Origin of the sequence: Pedobacter sp. SAFR-022, from assembly GCF_051965375.1 — a bacterium.
GTDB lineage: Bacteria > Bacteroidota > Bacteroidia > Sphingobacteriales > Sphingobacteriaceae > Pedobacter.
The window spans coordinates 177,681-199,601 of sequence record NZ_JBQCME010000001.1 but is presented as its reverse complement, the minus strand read 5'-3'; the positions used below and the strand labels follow the sequence as shown (position 1 = coordinate 199,601).

General features: G+C 47.2%; 14 protein-coding genes. 9 read left to right on the top strand and 5 right to left on the bottom strand.

Annotated elements, in window-relative coordinates; translation table 11 throughout:
• The first annotated feature begins 168 nt into the window (after window positions 1-168).
• The 4 genes from ACTHQF_RS00875 (at window position 169) to ACTHQF_RS00860 (ending at window position 7,085) form a co-directional block, all read left to right on the top strand.
• Complete coding sequence (locus tag ACTHQF_RS00875; RefSeq protein ID WP_440427895.1) at window positions 169-600, top strand: hypothetical protein; 432 nt, start codon at window positions 169-171, stop codon at window positions 598-600.
• Window positions 601-699: 99 nt separating this feature from the next.
• Entirely contained in the window at window positions 700-5,064 is a 4,365-nt protein-coding gene (locus ACTHQF_RS00870) for a CusA/CzcA family heavy metal efflux RND transporter (protein WP_440427893.1), read from the top strand.
• A gap of 10 nt (window positions 5,065-5,074) precedes the next feature.
• Entirely contained in the window at window positions 5,075-6,220 is a 1,146-nt protein-coding gene (locus ACTHQF_RS00865) for an efflux RND transporter periplasmic adaptor subunit (RefSeq protein WP_440427891.1), read from the top strand.
• Window positions 6,221-6,455: 235 nt separating this feature from the next.
• On the top strand, window positions 6,456-7,085 hold the full coding sequence (locus ACTHQF_RS00860; RefSeq protein ID WP_440427889.1) for a TetR/AcrR family transcriptional regulator: 630 nt from the start codon (window positions 6,456-6,458) through the stop codon (window positions 7,083-7,085).
• A gap of 74 nt (window positions 7,086-7,159) precedes the next feature.
• On the opposite strand, the gene hmpA is transcribed toward ACTHQF_RS00860, so the two are convergent.
• Window positions 7,160-8,365: an NO-inducible flavohemoprotein gene (gene hmpA, locus ACTHQF_RS00855; RefSeq protein ID WP_440427887.1), complete on the bottom strand. Its 1,206-nt coding sequence runs from the start codon at window positions 8,363-8,365 to the stop codon at window positions 7,160-7,162.
• A gap of 109 nt (window positions 8,366-8,474) precedes the next feature.
• On the opposite strand from hmpA, the gene ACTHQF_RS00850 reads away from it, so the two are divergent.
• Complete coding sequence (locus ACTHQF_RS00850) at window positions 8,475-8,912, top strand: RrF2 family transcriptional regulator (protein ID WP_440427885.1); 438 nt, start codon at window positions 8,475-8,477, stop codon at window positions 8,910-8,912.
• A gap of 5 nt (window positions 8,913-8,917) precedes the next feature.
• Here the strand turns inward: ACTHQF_RS00850 and ACTHQF_RS00845 are convergent, their stop codons facing one another.
• The 4 genes from ACTHQF_RS00845 to ACTHQF_RS00830 all read right to left on the bottom strand — a co-directional run bounded on the left by ACTHQF_RS00845 (window position 8,918) and on the right by ACTHQF_RS00830 (window position 14,031).
• Entirely contained in the window at window positions 8,918-9,436 is a 519-nt protein-coding gene (locus ACTHQF_RS00845; RefSeq protein WP_440427883.1) for an N-acetyltransferase family protein, read from the bottom strand.
• Between the two features lie 16 nt (window positions 9,437-9,452).
• On the bottom strand, window positions 9,453-9,971 hold the full coding sequence (locus ACTHQF_RS00840; RefSeq protein ID WP_440427881.1) for an N-acetyltransferase family protein: 519 nt from the start codon (window positions 9,969-9,971) through the stop codon (window positions 9,453-9,455).
• Window positions 9,972-10,051: 80 nt separating this feature from the next.
• Window positions 10,052-10,861, bottom strand: coding sequence for a response regulator transcription factor (locus ACTHQF_RS00835; RefSeq protein ID WP_440427879.1), 810 nt, complete (start codon window positions 10,859-10,861; stop codon window positions 10,052-10,054).
• Entirely contained in the window at window positions 10,798-14,031 is a 3,234-nt protein-coding gene (locus ACTHQF_RS00830) for a ligand-binding sensor domain-containing protein (protein WP_440427877.1), read from the bottom strand. Before ACTHQF_RS00830 ends, ACTHQF_RS00835 begins: the two co-directional genes overlap by 64 nt.
• A 172-nt stretch (window positions 14,032-14,203) precedes the next feature.
• On the opposite strand from ACTHQF_RS00830, the gene ACTHQF_RS00825 reads away from it, so the two are divergent.
• Genes ACTHQF_RS00825 through ACTHQF_RS00810 form a run of 4 tightly spaced genes read left to right on the top strand, consistent with a single transcriptional unit; the run spans window position 14,204 to window position 21,890 of the window.
• Window positions 14,204-17,392: a SusC/RagA family TonB-linked outer membrane protein gene (locus ACTHQF_RS00825; protein ID WP_440427875.1), complete on the top strand. Its 3,189-nt coding sequence runs from the start codon at window positions 14,204-14,206 to the stop codon at window positions 17,390-17,392.
• Between the two features lie 20 nt (window positions 17,393-17,412).
• Window positions 17,413-19,305 carry a RagB/SusD family nutrient uptake outer membrane protein gene (locus ACTHQF_RS00820; protein WP_440427873.1) on the top strand — a complete coding sequence of 631 codons (1,893 nt, stop codon included), beginning with the start codon at window positions 17,413-17,415 and terminating at the stop codon, window positions 19,303-19,305.
• A 21-nt stretch (window positions 19,306-19,326) separates the two neighbouring features.
• Entirely contained in the window at window positions 19,327-20,028 is a 702-nt protein-coding gene (locus tag ACTHQF_RS00815; protein WP_440427871.1) for a DUF3823 domain-containing protein, read from the top strand.
• A gap of 20 nt (window positions 20,029-20,048) precedes the next feature.
• Window positions 20,049-21,890 carry a glycoside hydrolase family 2 protein gene (locus ACTHQF_RS00810; protein ID WP_440427869.1) on the top strand — a complete coding sequence of 614 codons (1,842 nt, stop codon included), beginning with the start codon at window positions 20,049-20,051 and terminating at the stop codon, window positions 21,888-21,890.
• Window positions 21,891-21,921: the final 31 nt, after the last annotated feature.

Sequence of the window (21,921 nt, the reverse complement as noted above, 5' to 3'; positions counted from 1 at the left end):
TTCTTATTTGGATTAATTCTTAATTGCCCAAAGAAAGATACTTTTTGCTGACAATCCAAACTATTTAGAATAAATCTTAATTAATCTTTAAGGGATAGCGGTCTGTTTGGTCCTCAACAACTTAACACTTTGAAGATCTAAGAATCTAAAATCTTTGCTACAATCCACATGAAGACGGCTACTACACTGCAAACCAGCCGAATTTTCATAGCTTTGCTTGCAATGAAGCGTGTTTGGATATTTACCATACTATTGGCCTTGCTTGCACAGACGACAGAGTTACACGAGTTTGTAAAGCTGCCGATACTGTTCGAGCATTATGCCGAACACCAGCAACGCAATTCAAAGCTCAAATTCATGGAGTTTCTCTCCATGCACTACTGGGGTGATGACATGGATGATGACGATAACAGTCGCGACATGGAACTCCCTTTTAAGAAACTGGAGCTTAACCATGTTCCTGTGCATTTTCTTCCGCCCAGAATTGGTATTAAGCTTAAATCTGCGGTGTTCCTGATCCGCCTGGACCATCCGGAGTACCTGCCGCGGTATAGGACAAATCCCGCGCTTTCCGCGCTATTCCGCCCTCCACGTGCTTAACTGCTGCAAATCATTGTAAAACTTATTGTTAATGGCTCCTTGTACCCTTACACATTGTAACGGTGTGCCGCGGCCAATTTGTTGCATTCTTAAAGCAAAATGATGCTTGATAAAATCATCCGGTTCTCTGTACATAACAAACTGGTGATCGGCATTTTCATTGCACTGTGGACCATCTATGGTGTCTATGAAGTTACCCGTTTACCGATCGATGCGGTACCTGACATCACAAACGATCAGGTACAAATTATAACCTCTGCGCCCTCGCTGGGTGCCCAGGATGTGGAACGTCTGATTACTTTCCCAATTGAACAGGCGCTGAGTAATATTCCAAAACTCAAGGAAAGCAGAAGCATGTCCCGCTTCGGGCTCTCGTTGATTACCGTGGTCTTTGAAGACGGCGTAGATGTGTACTGGGCACGTCAGCAGGTCACCGAGCGGCTTCAGCAGGTAGAGATAAATGAAAACGCCAGCACACCCGAACTCGCACCGGCATCTACGGGCCTTGGTGAGATCTACCAGTATGTCCTTCGTCCTGATCCGGGTTTCGAAGACAAGTTCAGCCTTGCCGAGCTCCGCAGTATTCAGGATTGGACCGTCCGGAGGAACCTGCTTGGCACCAAAGGTGTTGCCGATGTTTCAACTTTCGGAGGCGAACTGAAGCAATACGAAGTTGCGGTTAACCCTAGTCAACTGAAAGCCTTTGGTATCTCCATCGCAGAGGTTTTCACTGCATTGGAAACCAACAACCAGAACACCGGCGGTGCCTATATTGAAAAAGGGCCTACCGTGATGTATATCCGCAGTGAAGGTCTTGCCGGTTCCATAGAAGATATTGAAAACATAGTCGTCAGGACCGCTGCAAACGGAGCTCCGGTACTTGTGAAAAACATCGGAACCGTACAGTTGGGATCCGCTATCCGCTATGGCGCCCTGAATTACGACCCTAATGGGGAAGTGGCCGGCGGTATTGTCATGATGCTCAAAGGCGAGAACTCCTCTGATGTCATCAAGAACGTGAAGGCCCGCGTAGAAAGCATCCAGAAAATGTTACCCGAAGGGTTGACCATTGAACCCTTTCTGGATCGCACCAAGATGGTGGATAATGCTATCGGCACGGTAGAACATAACCTGCTTGAAGGTGCACTGATCGTCATCTTCGTGCTCGTACTCTTCCTGGGTAACCTTCGCGCCGGACTCATCGTTGCCTCCGTCATCCCACTTTCTATGCTTTTTGCAATCATCATGATGAACTTGTTCGGTGTAAGTGGTAATCTGATGAGCCTTGGGGCTCTAGATTTTGGATTGATCGTCGATGGTGCCGTAATCATTGTGGAAGCCATTCTACATCACATGCATTTCTCAAAGAAGTACAGCAGTGTCCATGAAATATCTCAAAACGAACTGAACGAAGAGGTGGCTAGCTCGGCCTCCAGAATGATGAATGCCGCCGTTTTCGGCCAGATCATTATCCTGATCGTCTATTTGCCAATCCTGTCACTAACCGGTATTGAAGGCAAGATGTTCAAGCCTATGGCACAAACCGTTGCCTTTGCAATCCTTGGGGCATTCATTTTATCCCTGACCTATGTACCGATGATCAGTTCGCTGTTCATCAGTAAGAAAATATCGCATAAACCCAACCTGTCCGACAGGGTGATGGAAAAGCTGGAGAACTGGTATATGCGGGTGCTAAGTCGCGCATTGCAAATCAAAAGGCTGCTTGTCGGCCTCGCTTTCGGTCTGTTTGCACTTGCTGTCCTGATGTTCGCCCGTATGGGCGGTGAATTTATTCCGCAGCTGGAAGAGGGTGATTTTGCTGTAGAAACCCGCTTACTCGTGGGTACTAACCTGAGCACTACCATCAACGCTTTTCAACAGATCAGCGGCGTGCTGCAAAAGAATTTCCCCGAAGTGGAGAAGATCGTATCCCGGATTGGTAGTGCAGAAATCCCCACCGATCCTATGCCCATTGAAGGTGGGGATATGATCATTGTACTTAAGCCAAAGGCAGAATGGACCAGTGCCAGCAGCTTCACGGAATTGGCCAGCAAGATGTCGGCTGTGGTGCAGGAGGCGGCTCCTGGTGTCACGCAGAGTTACCAGTACCCGGTGCAAATGCGCTTTAACGAATTGATGACCGGCTCCAAACAGGACGTGGTTTGTAAGATTTTCGGTGAAGATCTGAATGCCCTGTCCCGCTATGCGGAACAGATCGGCGCGATCAGCAAAACCGTAGAGGGTACGGCAGACTGGTATGTGGAAAAGGTGACCGGTATGCCTCAGGTAGTGATCAAGTACAATCGTGCGGAAATTGCCAAATACGGCTTAAACATCAACGATATCAATCGCACGGTAAATGCCGGTTTTGCAGGCGCGGCGGCCGGAAAGGTTTATGAAGGGGAGAAAAGCTTTGATTTGGTAGTACGAGTTGGAAACGAGAATCGCAAAAACATTGAGGATGTACGCAACCTGATGATCGTTACCCCTGGTGGAAACCAGATCCCTTTATATCAGGTCGCTTCGGTGGATGAAGTTGAAGGACCAAACCAGATCCAGCGTGAAGATGCGAAACGAAGGATCACCGTTGGTTTCAACGTGCGGGGTAGAGACGTGCAATCTGTTGTGGAAGACCTGCAGGCAAAAATCGGCCAAAAAGTTAAACTGGAGCCTGGTTACAACATTGTTTATGGTGGATCCTTCGAGAACCTGCAACAGGCGAAGCAACGTTTAATGATTGCCGTTCCCGTTGCTTTACTCCTGATTTTCGGTATGCTCTATTTTGCCTTTAAATCGCTCAAAGAAGCTGCGTTGATCTATACCGCAATTCCGCTTTCCGCCATTGGAGGTGTATTCGCACTCTCGCTACGTGATATGCCCTTCAGCATCTCGGCAGGTGTAGGATTTATTGCCTTATTCGGTGTGGCAGTACTGAACGGCATCGTGCTGATCTCTGAATTCAACCGCATCAAAAAGGAAGGCAGGATCACCGATCCATTGGAGCTGATTAAAGCTGGCACCAGAAACCGCCTGCGCCCCGTGCTCATGACGGCCGCTGTAGCCTCCCTGGGATTTCTGCCCATGGCTTTAAGTAATGGCGCGGGTGCCGAAGTACAAAGACCGCTGGCTACTGTGGTGATCGGAGGACTTATTACCGCAACTTTCCTTACCCTGTTTGTGCTGCCGGCACTCTATCTTTTATTTGAAGGCAAAATTAAAATGAAACCGAATAAAACCATAACAACCTTGCTGCTCGTCTTGCTCAGCATAGGTCAGGTTGCTGCACAGGATGTTCCCAAAGGCATTTCCTTGCCAGCAGCGATCGACACCGCTTTAAAGCATAATCTGCAGGCACAAACGGCACAGCTGACCGCGCAGGCAGAAAAGCTGCGACAGAAAACCGGTTGGGACATCCCAAAAACGGAGCTGAGTGGAGAATATGGACAAATCAACAGCGCAACGAAAGATATGCGACTAGGGCTCACACAATCCTTCAGCTTTCCTTCCGTATATACAAACCAGAAACGCAGTCTGCAGGAGAACTATCTCGTTGCGGAATTGCAAAGTAAGCTGACCGAACTTGACATTAAGACCAATGTACGGAGCCTGTACTATCAGCTGGTGTATCTTCAGGAGAAGCGTAAACTGTTACTTTATGCAGATAGCATCTATCAGCTTTTCGAAAGTAAAACAAACCTGCGTTTCAAGGTGGGAGAAACAGATATCCTCGAAAAAACGACAGCTTCCGCTCACCGGCAGCAGATTGCTAATCAACTGCGCATGCTGGAAGGTGATCTGAACATTAACCAGACCAGGTTTAACCTGTGGTTGGGCCAGGAGCAAGGCTTCATCCCGCAGGTTGATCAGCAGGATGTTCGCCTGATGCTGCCAGCGGCAATTGCATCACCTGAAAGCATATTACAGGTGCAGGTTCTCGAACACGATGCTGAAGCTGCAAGGTGGCGCTGGCGTACTGAGCGCTCGAAACTGCTGCCAGATTTTTTCATCGGTTATAACAATCAGAGTATTGCAGGGTCTCAGGTCATCAATGGCCAAGAAACCTACGTGCCGACAAGCAAACGCTTCAGCTATGTGAATGCCGGTATCAGCGTGCCCCTGTTTTTTGGTGCACAATCGGCAAGAACATCCGCTGCAAAGGTCGATTGGCAGCTGGCGCAAAAACGCAAAGATTATGCGCTCCAACAAACCAAAACAGCGCAGGCAGCGATACTGCTGGAAGTTAAAAAGTATGCTGGTAGCCTGGACTACTTCGAACAGACAGGGCTGGAAAACGCCAACCTGATCATCGCCACAGCAGACCAGCAATTTGTCGGCGGAGAGATCAATTACCTCCAATGGGTGATCCTGGTTGACCAGGCCATTAACATTAAAAGCGAATATTTAGACATGCTGAACAGCTACAATCAAGCGGTCATTCAAGCGCAGAAAATCAACAACCTATAGCCACACTCAAATGAAGAAATACCTCTTATACCTTTATATCCCATTATTCCTGATTGCCTGTGGGGAGGCGAAAACAGATCCAGCGGCAGAAAATGCGGAAGCTGCTGAAGCTACAGACACCATGTTGGTGGATATTTCTGCCCAGCAGATGAAAACCGCAGCTATCGAAGTCGGTACCGCGGACGAAAGTGCCTTAAGCGGCAGCATTCGCTTACAAGGCAGCATTGATGTTCCGCCGCAGAGCACCGTAAGCGTAAGCTTTCCTTTGGGGGGATACCTTAAATCTACGGACCTGCTGCCCGGCATGCATGTGAGAAAAGGCCAGGTACTTGGGGTGCTGCAAGATATGCAGTTCATCCAGCTGCAGCAAGATTACCTGACCGCGAAAGAGCGCTTGAATGTTGCCACCAATGAATACAACCGTTATCAGGAACTGAATGTAAATAAGGCAGCAAGCGACAAGGTCTTTCAGCAGAGTCGCGCAGAAATGGAAACTCAACGTATAAACATGCAGGCGCTTGCAGAAAAGCTGGAGCTGATCGGCATCAACGCCCGCCGCCTTACCGCATCGAACATTTCCAAGAGCGTAAACATCTTATCTCCAATTGATGGATTTGTAGCCAAAGTAGATGTTAATATTGGTAAGTACACCGCGCCAACCGATGTGCTGTTTGAGCTCGTCAATCCAAAAGACATTCACCTGGCTTTGAACGTATTTGAGCAGGATGTCAACAGCTTGTCTATAGGACAGCGCGTACTGGCCTACAAGAATGATGACCCAGAGAAAAAATATGAAGCTGAGATCATCCTGATCAGCAAAAACCTCGATGCCGACCGCATGGCTACCGTGCACTGCCACTTTGAGCAGTTCGACCCATCCTTATTGCCGGGTATGTTTATGAATGCTGAAGTGGAAGTACAAAACAAAAAGGCGCTGACGCTTAACGAAGATGCGATTGTACGCTGGCAGAACAACCATTACGTATTTGTTGAAACCGGAGCTAATCATTTTAAGATGACTAAGGTGAGCTTGGGTAACCAGTCGCAAGGCAAACAACAGATCGAAGCGCCTGGTCTTAATAGTTCAACCAGAATGGTTACCAAAAATGCTTATACCTTATTGATGAAGATGAAGAATAGCGGAGAGGAGGAGTAAAGCAGCAACCTTTACGGTTGCTGCTTCGATTTTGAGCGTTGTATATTCTTTTAGATGCTAAGGTTCGTCTCGAACTGTTCAGCGGAGTGCCTTGTTACATTGCTGTGAATCAAATATATATAACTTTTCCCATACCTGGGAAATTTGGAACAAATATTTTTTGGGGCCTGCGGATAAAGCACTCCCGGGCGTATTTGATACGTTATATGTATCTTAGGTCAACACACAAACCAGGATGAACAAGAAACCGTATCAAGGTCAGGTTAATGACAAGGAACGATCAAAGCAAAAATTAATTGAAGCTGTAGGCGCTGTTATCCGGGAAAAAGGGTACACCGGGCTTACTGCAACCAATATATCCAGGGCAGCAGGGCTGGACCGGAGGTTGATCACCCTTTATTTTGGTTCAGTAAACACCCTGATAGAAACCTACGTTCGTGGTTATGACTATTGGATTGGAACTTTCGATGCCAATAAAATTTCAGAGGCACATCAGGCGGGATGTACACGGGAAATGCTCAACAATCTGCTTCAAAATCAGCTGGATTACTTTTTAAAAGATGAAGAGATGCAGAAGATCATCTTATGGCAGATCAGCCAGTCCACAAAACTGATGAAGGAAGTTTCTGAGGAACGGGAAAAGGTTGGACATCATTTCTTCGCCCTTGCAGATCAGGAACTGAAAGGCAAAGATATTGACCTGCGCGCAGTCACCGCACTATTGGTTGCAGGCATCTACTACCTGGTGCTGTATTCCAGATCAACGGATTGCAAGATCTGCGAAATTGATCTCAATACACCAGAAGGTATGCAGCGGATTAAAACAGCAATTATGGCTATTTTAGAAAAAACATACGGTAAGTAAATATCCAGGGGCTTTAGCTGCCCAGCCCTATCAATTTTAGTTTTCAGGCCAGGCAGCAATAGCGAAACCTCAGGTTATTCTACGACCAATATTGCCGGCCCAAATTCTTCAAAATGAATAGCATTGGCATCTATTCCCTGCTCGCGCAAGTATGCAAAATGCTTTTTAATGAATACACCAGGACCGCAGATGTAATAATCCGCACCCGGGACGATAGCATCTTTTACCTGGCTGAGGTCTACAAAACCTTCGTAGTAATTATCCTGCTTCTCATCTTCGAGTTTATCATAAAACGTATGGATGTTCATAGAACTGTGCTGGCCACTTAATTCTGTGACGGTGTCTCTGAAAGCATGCACTTCAAAACCCCGGCTGCCATGAATCCAGGTAATTGGTCTGTCCTTTTTCGACTGTACCATATACTCCAGCATGCTCATGAATGGGGTTAGCCCCACGCCGCCGCTAATGAAAACCGCCGGCTTGTCTGATTCCAGATCCAATGTAAAATCCCCCGCAGGAGGTGCCACCTCTATAACAGCGCCTTCATGGATGGTGTCATGCAGCATATTGCTAATAAAACCTGCATGTTGCTCATCAATGCCGCGTTCTTTTTTAACCGAAATCCGGTAGTACGCTCCATTTGGTGCACAGGAAATACTGTACTGACGTGGTTGAAGTACTTTCAATTCAGGCACAAATAAGCGAACAGTGATGTATTGCCCCGGTAGGAAATCTGCAACTTTACCGCCGTCAGAGGGATACAGGTAAAAGGAAGTAATTTCAGAAGATTCTTTTACCTTTTTCTGTACTACAAAGGGCCTCCAACTGCTCCAGCCACCTTCCTTGTTTGCAGATTCACTATATAAACTTGCTTCTACACCGGTCATGATCGCAGCTAATTCGCCATACGCTGTTGCCCAGGCGTCAATTAGTTCTGAGCTTGCAGCCTCCCCAAGTACTTCAGAGATGGATGCTAGCAGATGTTTCCCCACAATCGCATATTGCTCCGGACGGATGTCAAGACTCACATGTTTATGCGCGATCCGGTTCACAGCTTGCGAAAGTACTGCGGGATTATCAATGTGTTCAGCATAGGCCAAAACTGACATCGCCAAGGCTGTAGGCTGCGCGCCCGTACGTTGGTTTGCACTATTAAACACATTCTTCAACTCCGGGTTATGGCTGAGCATCCTGTTGTAAAAATAAGTGGTTAAGGCCACACCATGTTCTCTGAGAACAGGTACTGTGCCGCGCACAAGTGCTTTTTGCTCGTTTGTCATACTCAATTATATTAAAATACCTTTTTGTCTTTATTTATACAAACATAGCTACTTTGTATTAAAGATAAAAATGTCTTTTATTAATTTTGTATCTTCGCTCGTACGAATTATGGCTATTTTTTCAAAAACCTGCGAGTATGCTATTCGCGCAGTGCTCTATATTGCGCACAAAACAACTACTGGAAATAAAGTAGGGATAAGGGACATCGCAGCGGGCATTGATTCACCCGAGCTTTACTTGGCTAAAATCCTTCAGGATCTTAGCCGCAAGGGCTTGATCAGTTCTATAAAGGGTCCGAACGGAGGCTTTTACATCACTGAGGTTGCGCTTTCCAGGCCACTTAGTGACATTGTGGAAGCAGTAGACGGTAACAGTATTTTTGTAGGCTGTGCCTTGGGTTTGAAGCAGTGCTCGGAAGTGAATCCCTGTCCTTTACACCATCAATTCAAGGCCATTAGGGACCAGATTCACGAGGTGCTGACAAACAATACCATTGGCAGATTTAATGAAGAACTGGTAAATGGCCTGCTTTCCTTAAAGAAGTAAAAACACTAAAGTACCTTTTTCATCATGATATCCGTTTGTTCTTCATCGCCGAGTTTAAACAGGTGTTTGTCAAACGCCACAAAGCCATTTTTCTCGTAAAAGCGAATTGCTCTGGCATTTTTCTCCCAAACACCCAACCATACATAAGCCGAGTGTAATGCTTTTGCAACTTCAATCGCCTTGTCATACAGCGCCTGACCAACCCTTAAGCCATGGTAGGCCTCCAGAACATAGATCCGTTCAATTTCTAGTCCGGCTTCTTCCTTGAGTTCGGTCTGGGCCCGACCCGTATTCAGCTTCAAATAACCGACTACATCTTCCCCGAGCATTGCGAAGTAGAATTGTGAATCTTTGTTTAGAAGCTCGGCATGAAGTTTTTTAGCCGAAAAGCCTTCAGCTAAATATTTAAGCATACTTTCTTCCGTGTTGCTTGAAGAGAAAGTATGCAGAAAGGTCCGTCGCCCGATATCTTGCAGCAACAGCAGATCTTCTGCAGTAGCTTTTCGTATTTCTAAGGTCTCCATTATCCTCTAATTAAAACTACAAATTAGCTTCAGGAAGCAGTTTCTCAAATGCCTTACGTGGGCTGCCTCTGAAATATACCTCTCCGCAGTATTGATACCCGGTCTTCTCGAACAAGGCGAGCATGGCCGCATTGTCAAAATTGGTGTCTGCCCGCACACTGAAGATGTTGTTTTTCAAAGCATACTCGTCAATAAAGCCAAGCATCAACCTTGCGATGCCCTTACCCAGGTATTGCTTCGCCACAGCCACCCGGTGGAAGACCACAAAATCTCCTGCACTCAGCCATGCGCCTTCGATGTCTCCATATGCCGGCTCATCGTTGATCAGGATGGCACAATAGCCAGCGATCCCTTGCTCATCCCTGACCACATAGCCGTAGCCATTTGCAATATCGGATTTTACAACCTCCAGGTTTGGATATCCATCCTGCCATTGATTGCTGCCGTCCGATCTTCTTCGAACGATGGCCTCACTTAAAATCGCCCAGATTTCCTCCGCCTGATCTATTGATGCTTTCTCAAATTTATATGTCATGTCTAGCTTTAATGTTCAACTGCGTCTTTCAGCTGTTTTTCTGAAAGCAATGTTAAGAATTTGCAGCAATTCAATTGTCATCACATTCTTTTTTGCTGTTGAATATACTCCGTGGGTGACATACCAAACTGTTTAGCGAAGTTCCTGCCGAAGTGTGTTTGTGAGCTATAACCTACCTGTTCTGAAATTTCATAAACTTTCAAACTGCCTTCGTTTAACAGTTCTGCCGCTTTTTTTAGTCGCGTAACATTGATGAGTTCATTCGGAGACAGGTCTGAAATCAACTTGATCTTCCGGTATAGGGTAGGTCTGCTGATGTTCATTTCATCCGCGATCAAATCTACATCCAGTGCCGGATTGGCAATGTGCTTCAGGATGGTCGCCTGCAGTCGCTGCAAGAAAATTTCATCCGCCCGGGAATGTGCAATGCTGTTGATGTGAACCAAAGGTGAGCTGGAAAAATACGTTTTTAAGGTATTCCGGTTTTTCAATAAGGAAGAGATTTGCGCCAGCAGGAAGTCCGGGGAGAATGGTTTTTCCACATAGGCATCTGCACCAAGCTCCAGCCCCTCAATTTTGGATTGAACATTCGTTTTAGAGGTGAGCAGCACAACCGGCACATGGCAATGATTGATGTTCGATTTGATCTTCTCACAAAGTTCAAAGCCGTCCATCCCCGGCATCATGATGTCTGTGATCACAAGGGCGATCACCTCCCGTTCAAGTATGTCCAGGGCTTCCAGACCTGTTGTCGCAGTTAGGGGAGCATAATACGCCGAGAGGTCGTCAGAGATGAAGTCCAGGATGTCAGGGTTATCATCGACGATTAAAATGGCTGGTCTGATGTCTGGTTGCTGCTGATCGGTGTTGAGGGTAAGTGTTTTTTCCATTTTTCCTGAAGATTAAACTCGATAGCGTGATGTATTGGGAGTTTTAGTATGAAAGTGTTATAACCTGTGTTATGCTGATCCAACACCAGTGTGCCCTGATGTAGTTCGGTAAGTGCTCTTGAAATGGATAATCCGATGCCCGTACCCGGTAGCGATTTGCTTTCCTTCACCCGGTAGAAAGGTTCAAATATCTTTTCCGCTGCCGCTGCAGGTATGATATCTCCATCGCTCTTTACCGCGATCCTGAAGGAATGGTCGGCCCTGGGCTGACCTTCCAGGCCAACAGCAACGATGGTCTTCCCATATTTAAAAGCATTATCCAGCAGGCTAAAGATGATCTTATAAAAGGCCTCTATGTCAACATAGGCGTACAAAGGTTCCGCAGGAAGACGCAATCTCACCGTGATGTGCTTATGTTCAGCGAGTGCTTCAAAGTTCTGCGCAACCTCCCGGATGATCTCCGGGATATTTGCCCGAACATAGTTTAGTGAATAACCGCTGATCTCGGTTTTTCTGAAGTCCAGTAACTGGTTCGTGAGATTAAGCAGCCGTTCGGTATTTCGGTTCAAAATGTTCAGGTTTTTTTCCATCGATGGAACTTCGCGCGCTTGCTTCAGCAGTTTTTCCATAGGTCCTTTTATTAGCGTCAGCGGTGTACGGATCTCATGGGAAACCATGGTGAAGAACTCGATCTTGGCCTGGTAAATCTCCTTTTCTTTTTCATTCTCAAAGATCTTTCGTCGGATATGGTTCTTTCTTTTTAACCTGCGGTCAAAGTAGCGGATCAGCAGCAATACCGTCAATGCCCCGATCACTGCATAGAGCAGGTACGCCCAGCCGCTTCTCCATAATGGCGGAAGGATGATAATTCTTAAATTCGCTTCGTTTTTACTCCATTTCGTACTGCCATGTACAAGTGCCCTGACCTGAAAATTATAAGTGCCTGGCTCTAGCTTGGTAAAGTAGATCTTCCTGTTACTTCTTAAATGCTCCCAATCATCATATAACCCTGTCATCCGGTAGGCATATTCAGTCATTTCCGGTGCAAAGAAGCTGAGGGCAGCCACATCGATGTTAAACGAGGATTGATCGTATCTCAAGGTAATCTCCTTGGATGAGATGATGGAGTGGTCAAAAGGATAGCTTTCCTGGCTGTCATTTGTTCCGGTATGCTGCACATGAAAATTCGTGATGAAGATCGGAGGGTCGAACACCTTGTTTTTCAAAGCCTGAGGATCAAAGCTGATCAGGCCTTTTAAGCTGCCAAAATAGATCCGGCCGTCTGCGTCCTTAAAAGAAGAGCTGTAGTTGAACTGGTTGGTCAGCAATCCATCAGATTTGGTATAGGTTTTTACATATCGTGTTTTCGGGTTGAAATTGATCAAACCTCTGCTGCTGCTGATCCAGAAAGTGTGGTCCTGATCCTCCTCAATCCGGAAGAGAAAATTTGTCGGGAAACCATTCTTGACGGTATATCTCAGGAAAGTATCGTCATCTTTTTTATACTTAAGCAAGCCACCCCCTTCAGTGGTGATCCATATATTTTTATCTGTGTCTTCGAAAATGGAAGTGACGGTATTATTGCTCAGTCCATTCGCAGGGTCCTGCTCTTGACGGTAGTGTTTTAGAAGCCGCCCGGCCCCGCTCATCTTAAATAAGCCCTCATCGAAGCTGCCGACCCATATCGTGCCATCACTCGCTTCCAAAACGGAGCTGTATGAAACAGGTGGCACCGCTTCATACCGTTCAAAATAATCATCCAGGGCCCGGTAGCGGAACAATCCATTTGTAGAGGCCACCAGCATTTCACCCTTTCTGCTGCGCTGAAAAGCCATCACAAAGTCGCTGGTCAAGCCATTTTTTCCCGCATTATAGTGTTTGATGACCTTTCCGGTGCTCAGGTCCATCACATCTATGCCGTGATGAAAGGTTCCAATCCAAAGCTTATCGCCATCAGCCATCAACCCGTGAATATTCGAATGCACAATGCTCTTTTTTTTCCCATCTGGGCGGTAGTTGCTGAATCGTCCGGTGTTGATCTCGTACTTGTTCAATCCTGCATCTTCGGTTCCGATCCATAGCCTGCCATATTGATCTTTTTGTATTTCGCGCACCGCATTTCCGCTGATCGAATTTTCCTGCTGCTGCGGAAAGTGTTTGCTGAAAATGGAATATTGTGCGGAGTAGTAGGAGATGCCTCCGAAATAGCTGCCCAGCCAGATCCCACCCTGATTATCCCTACAAAGGGTATAAACGGCATTGTCCGCCAAAGCATATCTGTTGTTGTTCTGTTTTTCCAGGTGGGTGATCCTGCCCGTATCGTGATGGTAAATGTATACGCCGGATTCGGTCGCAATCCAGTATTCCTGATTCGTATTCCGGAGGATATCCCTGACATAAATATTAGTCTTGTCCGGGTTGAAGCTAATGACATCGGTCACCTTGCTATTATTCGGGTCAAATAGCTTTAAACCCTGAGTGGTGGTGCCGACCAGCAGTTTCCCATCGTCGGTCTTCCGTATGGTCGAGATGGCAGCGGCTTCGCGGATCCCGGCGGTACTCAGGTTTTGAACCATACTGATCTTGTCTGCGCCTTGGTCATAGCGCCTGAGGATGCCATCACTGGCACCGAGCCAGATGCTGCCGTCATCGGCTGGGTAAATAAAGGTATAATCAACCTTGTTATCCTTAAATCTCCGGATCGTTTTGTTGTCTTTAGACAATCTGCTCAAGCCATTTGCAGCTATGATCCACAGGTTGCCCCGGTGATCCTGTTGTATGTTGAACGCCCGGATGCCCTTGGTATGGTTCAGCATCACAAAGCTTTCATCAGCGGCATGAAATCTATAAATACCATTGCCTGTACCCACAAACAGCTGGCCCTGGCTGCTATATAAAGAATAGATCAGGTTATTGCCAAGACTTTTCGGGTCATTTGGGTCGTTGCGGTAAGTTTTGAAAGTATAACCATCGAAACGGTTCAGACCATCCTTGGTTCCAAACCACATAAAACCTTTGTCGTCCTGAATGGAGGTATACACCGTATTGTTCGACAAGCCGTTCTCCACCTGGTAGTGTTTGAAATAGTACGGCTGGCCATATCCATGCAGGTATGTACAGGCAAATGCAATGATTAAGAGAATGCGGTTCAATTGGTTAGGCTTTCTCAAATATATCAAAGATATGATGTGGTTGTTTACTCAAAATAGGGAATAGTGCAGAAATTTTGAGACGATTTGAGGAATTAATGAGACAATTCTGTAAACGACGAGCTTTTCAAAAGCGCCATATTTGAGTAACCGCATGCTGCATGCAGCATGTTTAAACCAAATAGCTAACCTTATGAAAAGACGTTTACACGCTTATGGCAGGAGCATAAGCTTAGAGTGGCGTACTCTTACGACACTTTTGTGCTGTTTCTCAATCCTTCTTTTCTCCTTACCGACGCTGGCACAAAACAGCACCATCACTGGTACCGTGGCCGACGACAAAGGTGTCCCCCTTGCTGGCGTAACCGTGAAAGTAAAGGGTACCACAGTTGGTGCAACAACGGATGGAGATGGCAAGTTCCAGGTCGCCGTAGCCAATAGAAATGCAACCTTGCAGTTCGGCTATGTCGGTTTCATCACCCAGGAGGTTCCACTTAATGGTCGCTCCAGTTTAACCGTAACCCTTGCCGAAGACAATCAGAAGCTTGAAGAAGTGGTGGTAACCGGCTTCGGTACCCAGAAGCGGGAGTCCATCACCGGGGCAATCTCCTCGGTAACCAGTAAGGATATCGAACGGGTACACGGTGGTGCTACCGTAAGTACCTCCCTTGCAGGTAAGATCCCAGGTGTCACTTTCCGGATGTCTGAAGGCCGGCCGGGTGCCAGTGCGAGCATCCAGGTGCGTAACATGGGCCGCCCATTGTATGTCATTGATGGGATCCAACAGGATGAAGGGCAGTTCAACAACCTCGCACCAAATGATATCGAATCGATCTCCGTATTAAAAGACGCATCAGCGGCAATCTACGGTGTACGTGCTGCAAATGGGGTGATCGTGGTTACCACCAAAAAAGGCGCAAAAGGCGATAGTCGCATCAATGTGGATGCCTATGCGGGTTTCCAGAACTGGTCGCGCTTTCCTGATGTTGTACGTACCTCATATGATTACATGCGTTACAAAGCGGAAGCGGAGATGAATTCGAATGGCAACACCAGTATCACTCAAGAGGAATTGGCGAAATATCAGGCTGGCACCGACCCGGCTTACCGCAGTTTCGACTGGCGGGAATATGTGCTGAAGAGTAATAACAATGCGCCTCAGAACTCCCTGAACGTGAACTTCACCGGCGGCACGGATAAGTTGAACTATTATGTGTCTGCAACAAATCTTTATCAGAACTCCGTTTTAGGAGAGGAATATGAATTTCAACGTACTAACATTCAATCGAACGTTAGTGCCACGGTGGCCAACGGCCTAAAAGTTGGCGTAAATATTAACGGTCGGATCGAAACTAGGGAAAACCCTGGTGTACCTGGTGTCGATGATTACTTCCTGGCCAGATTTGCCGTACTGCGCAACTCCCCACTTGAACGTCCGTATGCAAACGACAACCCGCTGTACCTGAACGATATTGGCCACACGGAATCGAATTACGCTTTCCTGAACAAGAGGCTCTCCGGAACCTACCGGAACGACTGGCGTGTATTACAGACCAATTTCAACGCGGAATACCAGATTCCCGGGGTGAAAGGGCTTACTGCCCGGGCAGTGTATTCCTATTATTTTGCAGATTACCTGCTCAATAACCATGAATATACCTATAACACTTACACCTATCGCCCGGAAACAGACACCTACGACATCACCGGCGGTAGTAATAACCCATACCGCGAGCGTGAGCAACGTAAAGAGTTTGCAACAACATTCCAGGCGCAGATCAACTATCAAAACACCTTTGGTCAACACACCGTAGGTGCAACCCTGGTGAATGAAAGGATCGAGCTTAAACATTTGGGCAACTACATCCACTCCTCGCCAATCTCAAACAATTTGCCGCTGATCTATTTCCCTACAGCAGATACCTACAATGACCGGGATGATGCAGAAACCAGGATCGGCTACATCGGACGGATCACCTATAACTTTGCCAACAGGTACTTCTTCGAAGCTTCCGCCAGGCGGGATGCCTCCTACCTGTTTGCGCCGGAAAACCGGGTGGGCTACTTTCCGGGTGTGTCTGCAGGATGGCGGATCACGGAAGAGAACTTCATGAAAAAGCTGCTTGGCGATAGCAAGATCTTAAGTGACCTGAAATTCAGAGGATCTTACGGTATCCTGGGGGATGACCGAAACCCGAATGATCCCAACCAACCTATTGTTGCTGCTTACGCTTATCTGCCAGGCTATAATTACAACCAAGGTACAGCCATCATCGATGGAAATGCGGTGATTGTTTCCAGAGACAAGGGCATTCCGGTAACCAGAGTTTCCTGGCTTAAAAGTAAGTCCTTCAACGTCGGGGCCGACTTTGCATTGTTTAATAATACGTTAACGGGTACCATTGATTATTTTTACCGTAAAAGAACCGGCTTGCTGGGCAATAAGAATGACTTGATCGTGCCAATAGAAATTGGATATAGCTTGCCGCAGGAAAACGTGAATTCTGATGCACAGTATGGAGAGGAGTTATCACTGAACTATACCAACAAGATCGGAGACTTAACCTACAATATTGGTGGAAACATTTCCTATACCCGCTTGAAGAATCTGAACTCTTACAATCCGATTTTCTTTAACTCCTGGGATCAGTACCGCAACTCCTCGGAAAACAGATTTGCGAATATTGACTGGGGTTACGAGATCGCCGGGCAGTTCTCTTCGCAGGAACAGATCAATAACTATCCCGTGAATGTGGATGGTAGGGGTAACCGTACGCTATTGCCGGGTGACTTGATCTATAAGGATCAGAATGGTGATGGCAAGATCGACCAGTACGACGAGCGACCTGTAGGCTTTGGCTACGGCAGGCAACCGAACGTGAATTTCGGCTTCAGCATTGGCGCGTCTTACAAGTCTTTCGACTTCCATGCTGATTTTTCTGGTGGTGCAGGGTATACCTGGTTCCAGAACTGGGAAACACGTTGGGCATTCCAGAACAATGGTAACCTGAACTCGATTTTTGAAGACCGTTGGCATCGCGCTGATCCTTTCAATCTCAATAGCGAATGGATCCAGGGTAAGTATCCTGCAAACCGGATGAATCCGGGAAACAGCCACAGTAACTACGGCTCAAATTCCACATTCTGGTTGCACAATGTGCGGTACCTGCGTGCAAGGACGATAGAGCTTGGCTATTCGCTGCCACAATCGATTCTCGAGAAGATCAAGGTTAAACGTGCCCGGGTATATCTGAATGGGTACAACCTGTTTTCAATCGATAACCTAAGCTCTTACAACGTTGATCCGGAAACAACAGACGACAACGGTCTTCAATTTCCACAGAATAAAGTTGTTAATGTTGGTTTAAACCTAACCTTTTAAGCCCCACAAATCGAATTACCATGAAGAAGATATATTTGATGATAATGCTCGCAGTACTGTCGGTCGCGGGCTGTAAAAAAGACAGCGAATTTCTTGATGTGCCGCCAAAGCAGATTATTCCTGAAGAAACCGCTTTCTCCGACCCTGCACTCGTGCTGTCGGTCTTGGGCGACTTGTACAACCGGCAACAGGATTTTTCAAGCCTGGATGATGGCTGGGACAGCTTTGTTGATTTCAGTGAGGCTTTTCCTTCGGAAAATGGCGCTTACGACATTGTTCAAAGGACAAGCTGGGGCTATGGAGAATGGTCGAGCTGGGATTACGGTTATATCCGTGACCTGAACCTTTTCATTGAGCGGGCTACGGCAGCGACCAAACTTTCAGAAGCCGACAAAGTGCGCTTTATTGCAGAGGGCCGCTTCTTAAGGGCAAACTACTATTTTGAACTGGTGAAACGCATGGGTGGAGTGCCGCTGATCACCACCTCTTTGGTGTATGACTATAGCGGTAATGTAACCAACCTGCAGACACCAAGATCAAAAGAATCGGAGATCTATGATTTTGTAATCAGCGAAGCTGAGGAGATCAAATCCCTGCTCCCAGCAGATGTGAACGTGAAATCAAGGGCCAGCAAAGGTGCTGCTTTAGCCATGGAATGCCGCGCAGCGTTATACGCAGCGTCGATAGCTAAATACGGCGCCACAACACCGCAGGTCGCTTTGCCGGGCGGAGAGGTTGGCATTCCTGCGAACCTTGCTAATGATTATTATACCAAGGCATTACGGGCCGCTGAAGAGATCATTAGTGGAAGCGCTGGTGGCTACCAGTTATATCGTGTCTTACCTGACTTGTCTGATAATTATGCGCAACTTTTCCTGGATAAAAGCAGTGTGAATACCGAACCGATCTTTATTGAAGATTTTAAAGTGAATACCGGTCGGGTGCACAACTTTACGACAAACAATCAGCCTTTCTCCATCTCGGATGAAGGCCTTGATGCAGGACGTTTGAACCCTTCACTTAACATTGTAGAGGCTTTTGAACGTTTGGATAATACCTATGCACCGCTGGCAACCCGGGATGCCAATGGTAACCCAATTTATTACACCAATCAGCTGGATATTTTCGCGGGCCGGGATGCACGTCTTGCGGGAACAGTGCTGCTGCCAAATGGGCTCTTCAAAGGAAAACGGGTAGACATCTGGGCGGGTTACCTGCTTGCTGATGGAAGCATCCTCAGCAGTGATGATGCCAGTCGCCTGGTGCCACTTCCTGGAACAACCGTTCCTGTGCAGGTGGTCGGAAAAGATGGTCCGGTAAATGGGCAGGAATTCAGAAGCCAGACTGGCTTCTACATCCGCAAATATCTGGATCCTCAAGAAGGATCGGGAAGAAGGGGCCGCCGAAGTGATGTTGCTTTCATCCGCTACCGCTTCGCAGAGGTGCTTTTAAACGCTGCCGAGGCTGCTTTCGAGTTGGGTCAGACCAGCTTAGCGGCCGATTACCTGAACCGGGTGCGGCAGCGTGCGGGTCTCACCACACCGCTAACCGAAATTACCTTCGACAGGATCGTGCATGAACGTCGGGTAGAGCTGGTGTTCGAAGGTCATACTTTGTTCGACATGAAGCGCTGGCGGCTTGCCCATGTGGTATGGGATGGCAGCCAGATGACGGTTAGCCAGCTTACCAGCAACATTGGTTCCGCTACCAAGAAAAACACACAGCCTTTTGGTTTGTGGCCATACAAATACTACAATCCTGGGAATCCGAACAATGGAAAATGGCTGTTCCGCGAAGTGAAGCCAAGTCCGGTAACCGGCGCAAGCAGGTTCCAGCTGGGTAACTACTACTCCAACATAGGTAACGACATTGTTTCGGCAAATCCTAAAATTGTTAAGCAACCAAATCAATAAGACACTTACATTTAAGACGTCATGAAGTTTAAAATTCATTATATCATCCTTTTGGCCATTGCGTTTGGGGTTCAGTCTTGCAAGAAAGACAATTATGAAGCGCCGGCATCGACCTTAAACGGCCGGATCATGTACAACGGCGAAGAGATCGGGCTGGAGTTTAATCAGGTCCCACTGGAATTGTACCAACCAGGTTTCGGCAAGTCGGGTGCAATTGCCACAACCTTCGCGCAGGATGGCAGCTATTCATCCCTGTTGTTCGACGGGCAGTATAAGTTGATCATTCCTAACGGGCAGGGACCCTTCCGCTGGCAGGAAAATTCAAGTGCTGGCCGCGATACGCTGAATGTGACCGTGAGTGGCAACCAGACCCTTGATCTTGAAGCAACACCTTACTTCCTGCTACGGAATGCAAGCTACTCGGCTACTGGCACCACCATCAATGCCAGCTGTCGCATTGATCAGATCATCACCGGAGCGGATGCGAAGCTCATTGAAAATGTGGCATTGTTCATTAATAAAACACAGTTTGTGTCCAGAGCAGATAACATCGCAAATGCCGAACTCGGCGCGGCAGCGATCACCGACCCGGCAAATGTAAGCCTGTCTGTCACGGTGCCTGCCATGACGCCAACACAAAACTATGTGTTTGCACGTATCGGACTAAAAATCTCCGGAGTGGAGGATATGATATTTTCACCGCTCCAAAAAATCCAACTATAATACATCTAAAATCAATTTGAATGAAAAAAGGAATCTCACTTTTACTGCTCGTTTTAAGTCAATTTGCAGTTCAGGCGCAGGAAAAATCCTGGAGTCTTGTCCGGGAAAGGATCGTAACGCCATGGGCAGCGCAGGTCGATGTAAATGCGCCTTTGCCGGAATATCCGCGTCCCCAGTTGGTACGAAACAACAATTGGAAAAACCTCAATGGCCTTTGGAACTATACCATCGTTCCAAAAAATCAGAAAGCCACCACTAAATACGAAGGCAAGATTCTGGTGCCCTTTGCCGTGGAATCTGCACTATCTGGTGTAGGTCGCCGGGTAGGCAAGGACAGCGTACTCTGGTATCAGCACAACATTACCGTACCAACAAATATGCGTGGCAAAAAGGTGTTGCTGCACTTTGGTGCGGTAGATTGGCAAACCGAAGTATTTGTAAACGGTAAAAGCGCCGGTAAACATGAAGGTGGCTTTGATCCTTTCAGTTTCGACATCACGAAACTGCTGACCAGAAGTGGCAATCAGGAGATCAAAGTACGTGTTTGGGATCCAACTGATGACGGGCCTCAACCTAGAGGTAAACAGATCAACAAGCCGGACGGCATCTGGTATACGCCGGTAACAGGTATCTGGCAAACGGTATGGCTCGAGGCAGTGCCGGAAACGTACATCGAAAGCACGAAACATACACCAGACATCGATGCGAAAACCCTTACCGTAAGTGCTGCGGTTGCTGCTGCAAAACCTGGTGATCAGATCAGGGTACAGGCACTGGCTGGCGGTAAAGTTGTTGCCGAGCAGGTGGTTGCCGCAGATGCTACTGCCGTGCTGAAGCTGGAAGATCAGCATCTTTGGTCGCCCGATGATCCTTATTTGTATGACTTGAAAGTTGCCCTGGTGCGTGGCTCCAAGGCCCTGGATCAGGTAGATAGCTATTTCGCCATGCGTAAGATCTCTATGGCACCTGATGCGGCGGGCATCCAACGCATGCTGTTAAATAACAAGTTCCTGTTCCAATATGGCCCGCTGGATCAAGGTTGGTGGCCTGATGGTCTATACACGCCGCCAACAGAAGCAGCGATGGTGTGGGATATTGACCGTTTGAAAGACATGGGCTTTAACATGATCCGTAAACACATCAAAGTAGAACCCGCACGTTATTATAACTACTGTGATAAAAATGGTATCCTGCTTTGGCAGGACATGCCGAGCGGTGATCTTGGTAATGGCTGGGAAAATCACCCGGGTGTGATCGACAGGGCAACAGACCAGAAAAGAACCCCGGAATCTGAAGGCTATTACCGGAAAGAATGGGACAGGATCATGACCAGTCTTCATAACTTCCCATCGATTGTGGTGTGGGTACCTTTCAACGAGGCCTGGGGACAATTTAAAACCAAAGAAATCACCGATTGGACCATTCAGAAAGATCCTTCGAGGTTAGTGAACAGCGCCAGCGGCGGTAATTTCACGCAAGATGGCCATATTGTCGATCTGCATAATTATCCACGTCCGGCGATGCCTGATCCGGAATTGTTTGGTGCGAAGCGTATCCTGGTACTAGGGGAGTTCGGGGGATTGGGTTTACCATTAACCGGTCACCTGTGGCAGGAACGTGATAACTGGGGCTACCAGAACTTCAAATCTGCAGACAGCTTGTTTACCCGGTATACAACATTTATCGATCGCATGACAGAGCTTATTCCGATGGGACTTTCTGCTGCCGTATATACCCAAACTACTGACGTGGAAGGGGAGGTGAATGGCTTCATCACCTATGATAGAAAGGTGATCAAAATAGAGCCGAAAAAGCTAAAATCAGAAAGTAAAAAGCTGTATGATGTGAAAGTAGCGCTCTAAATTTTTCATTTTTTTAACCTGAACAACTGTT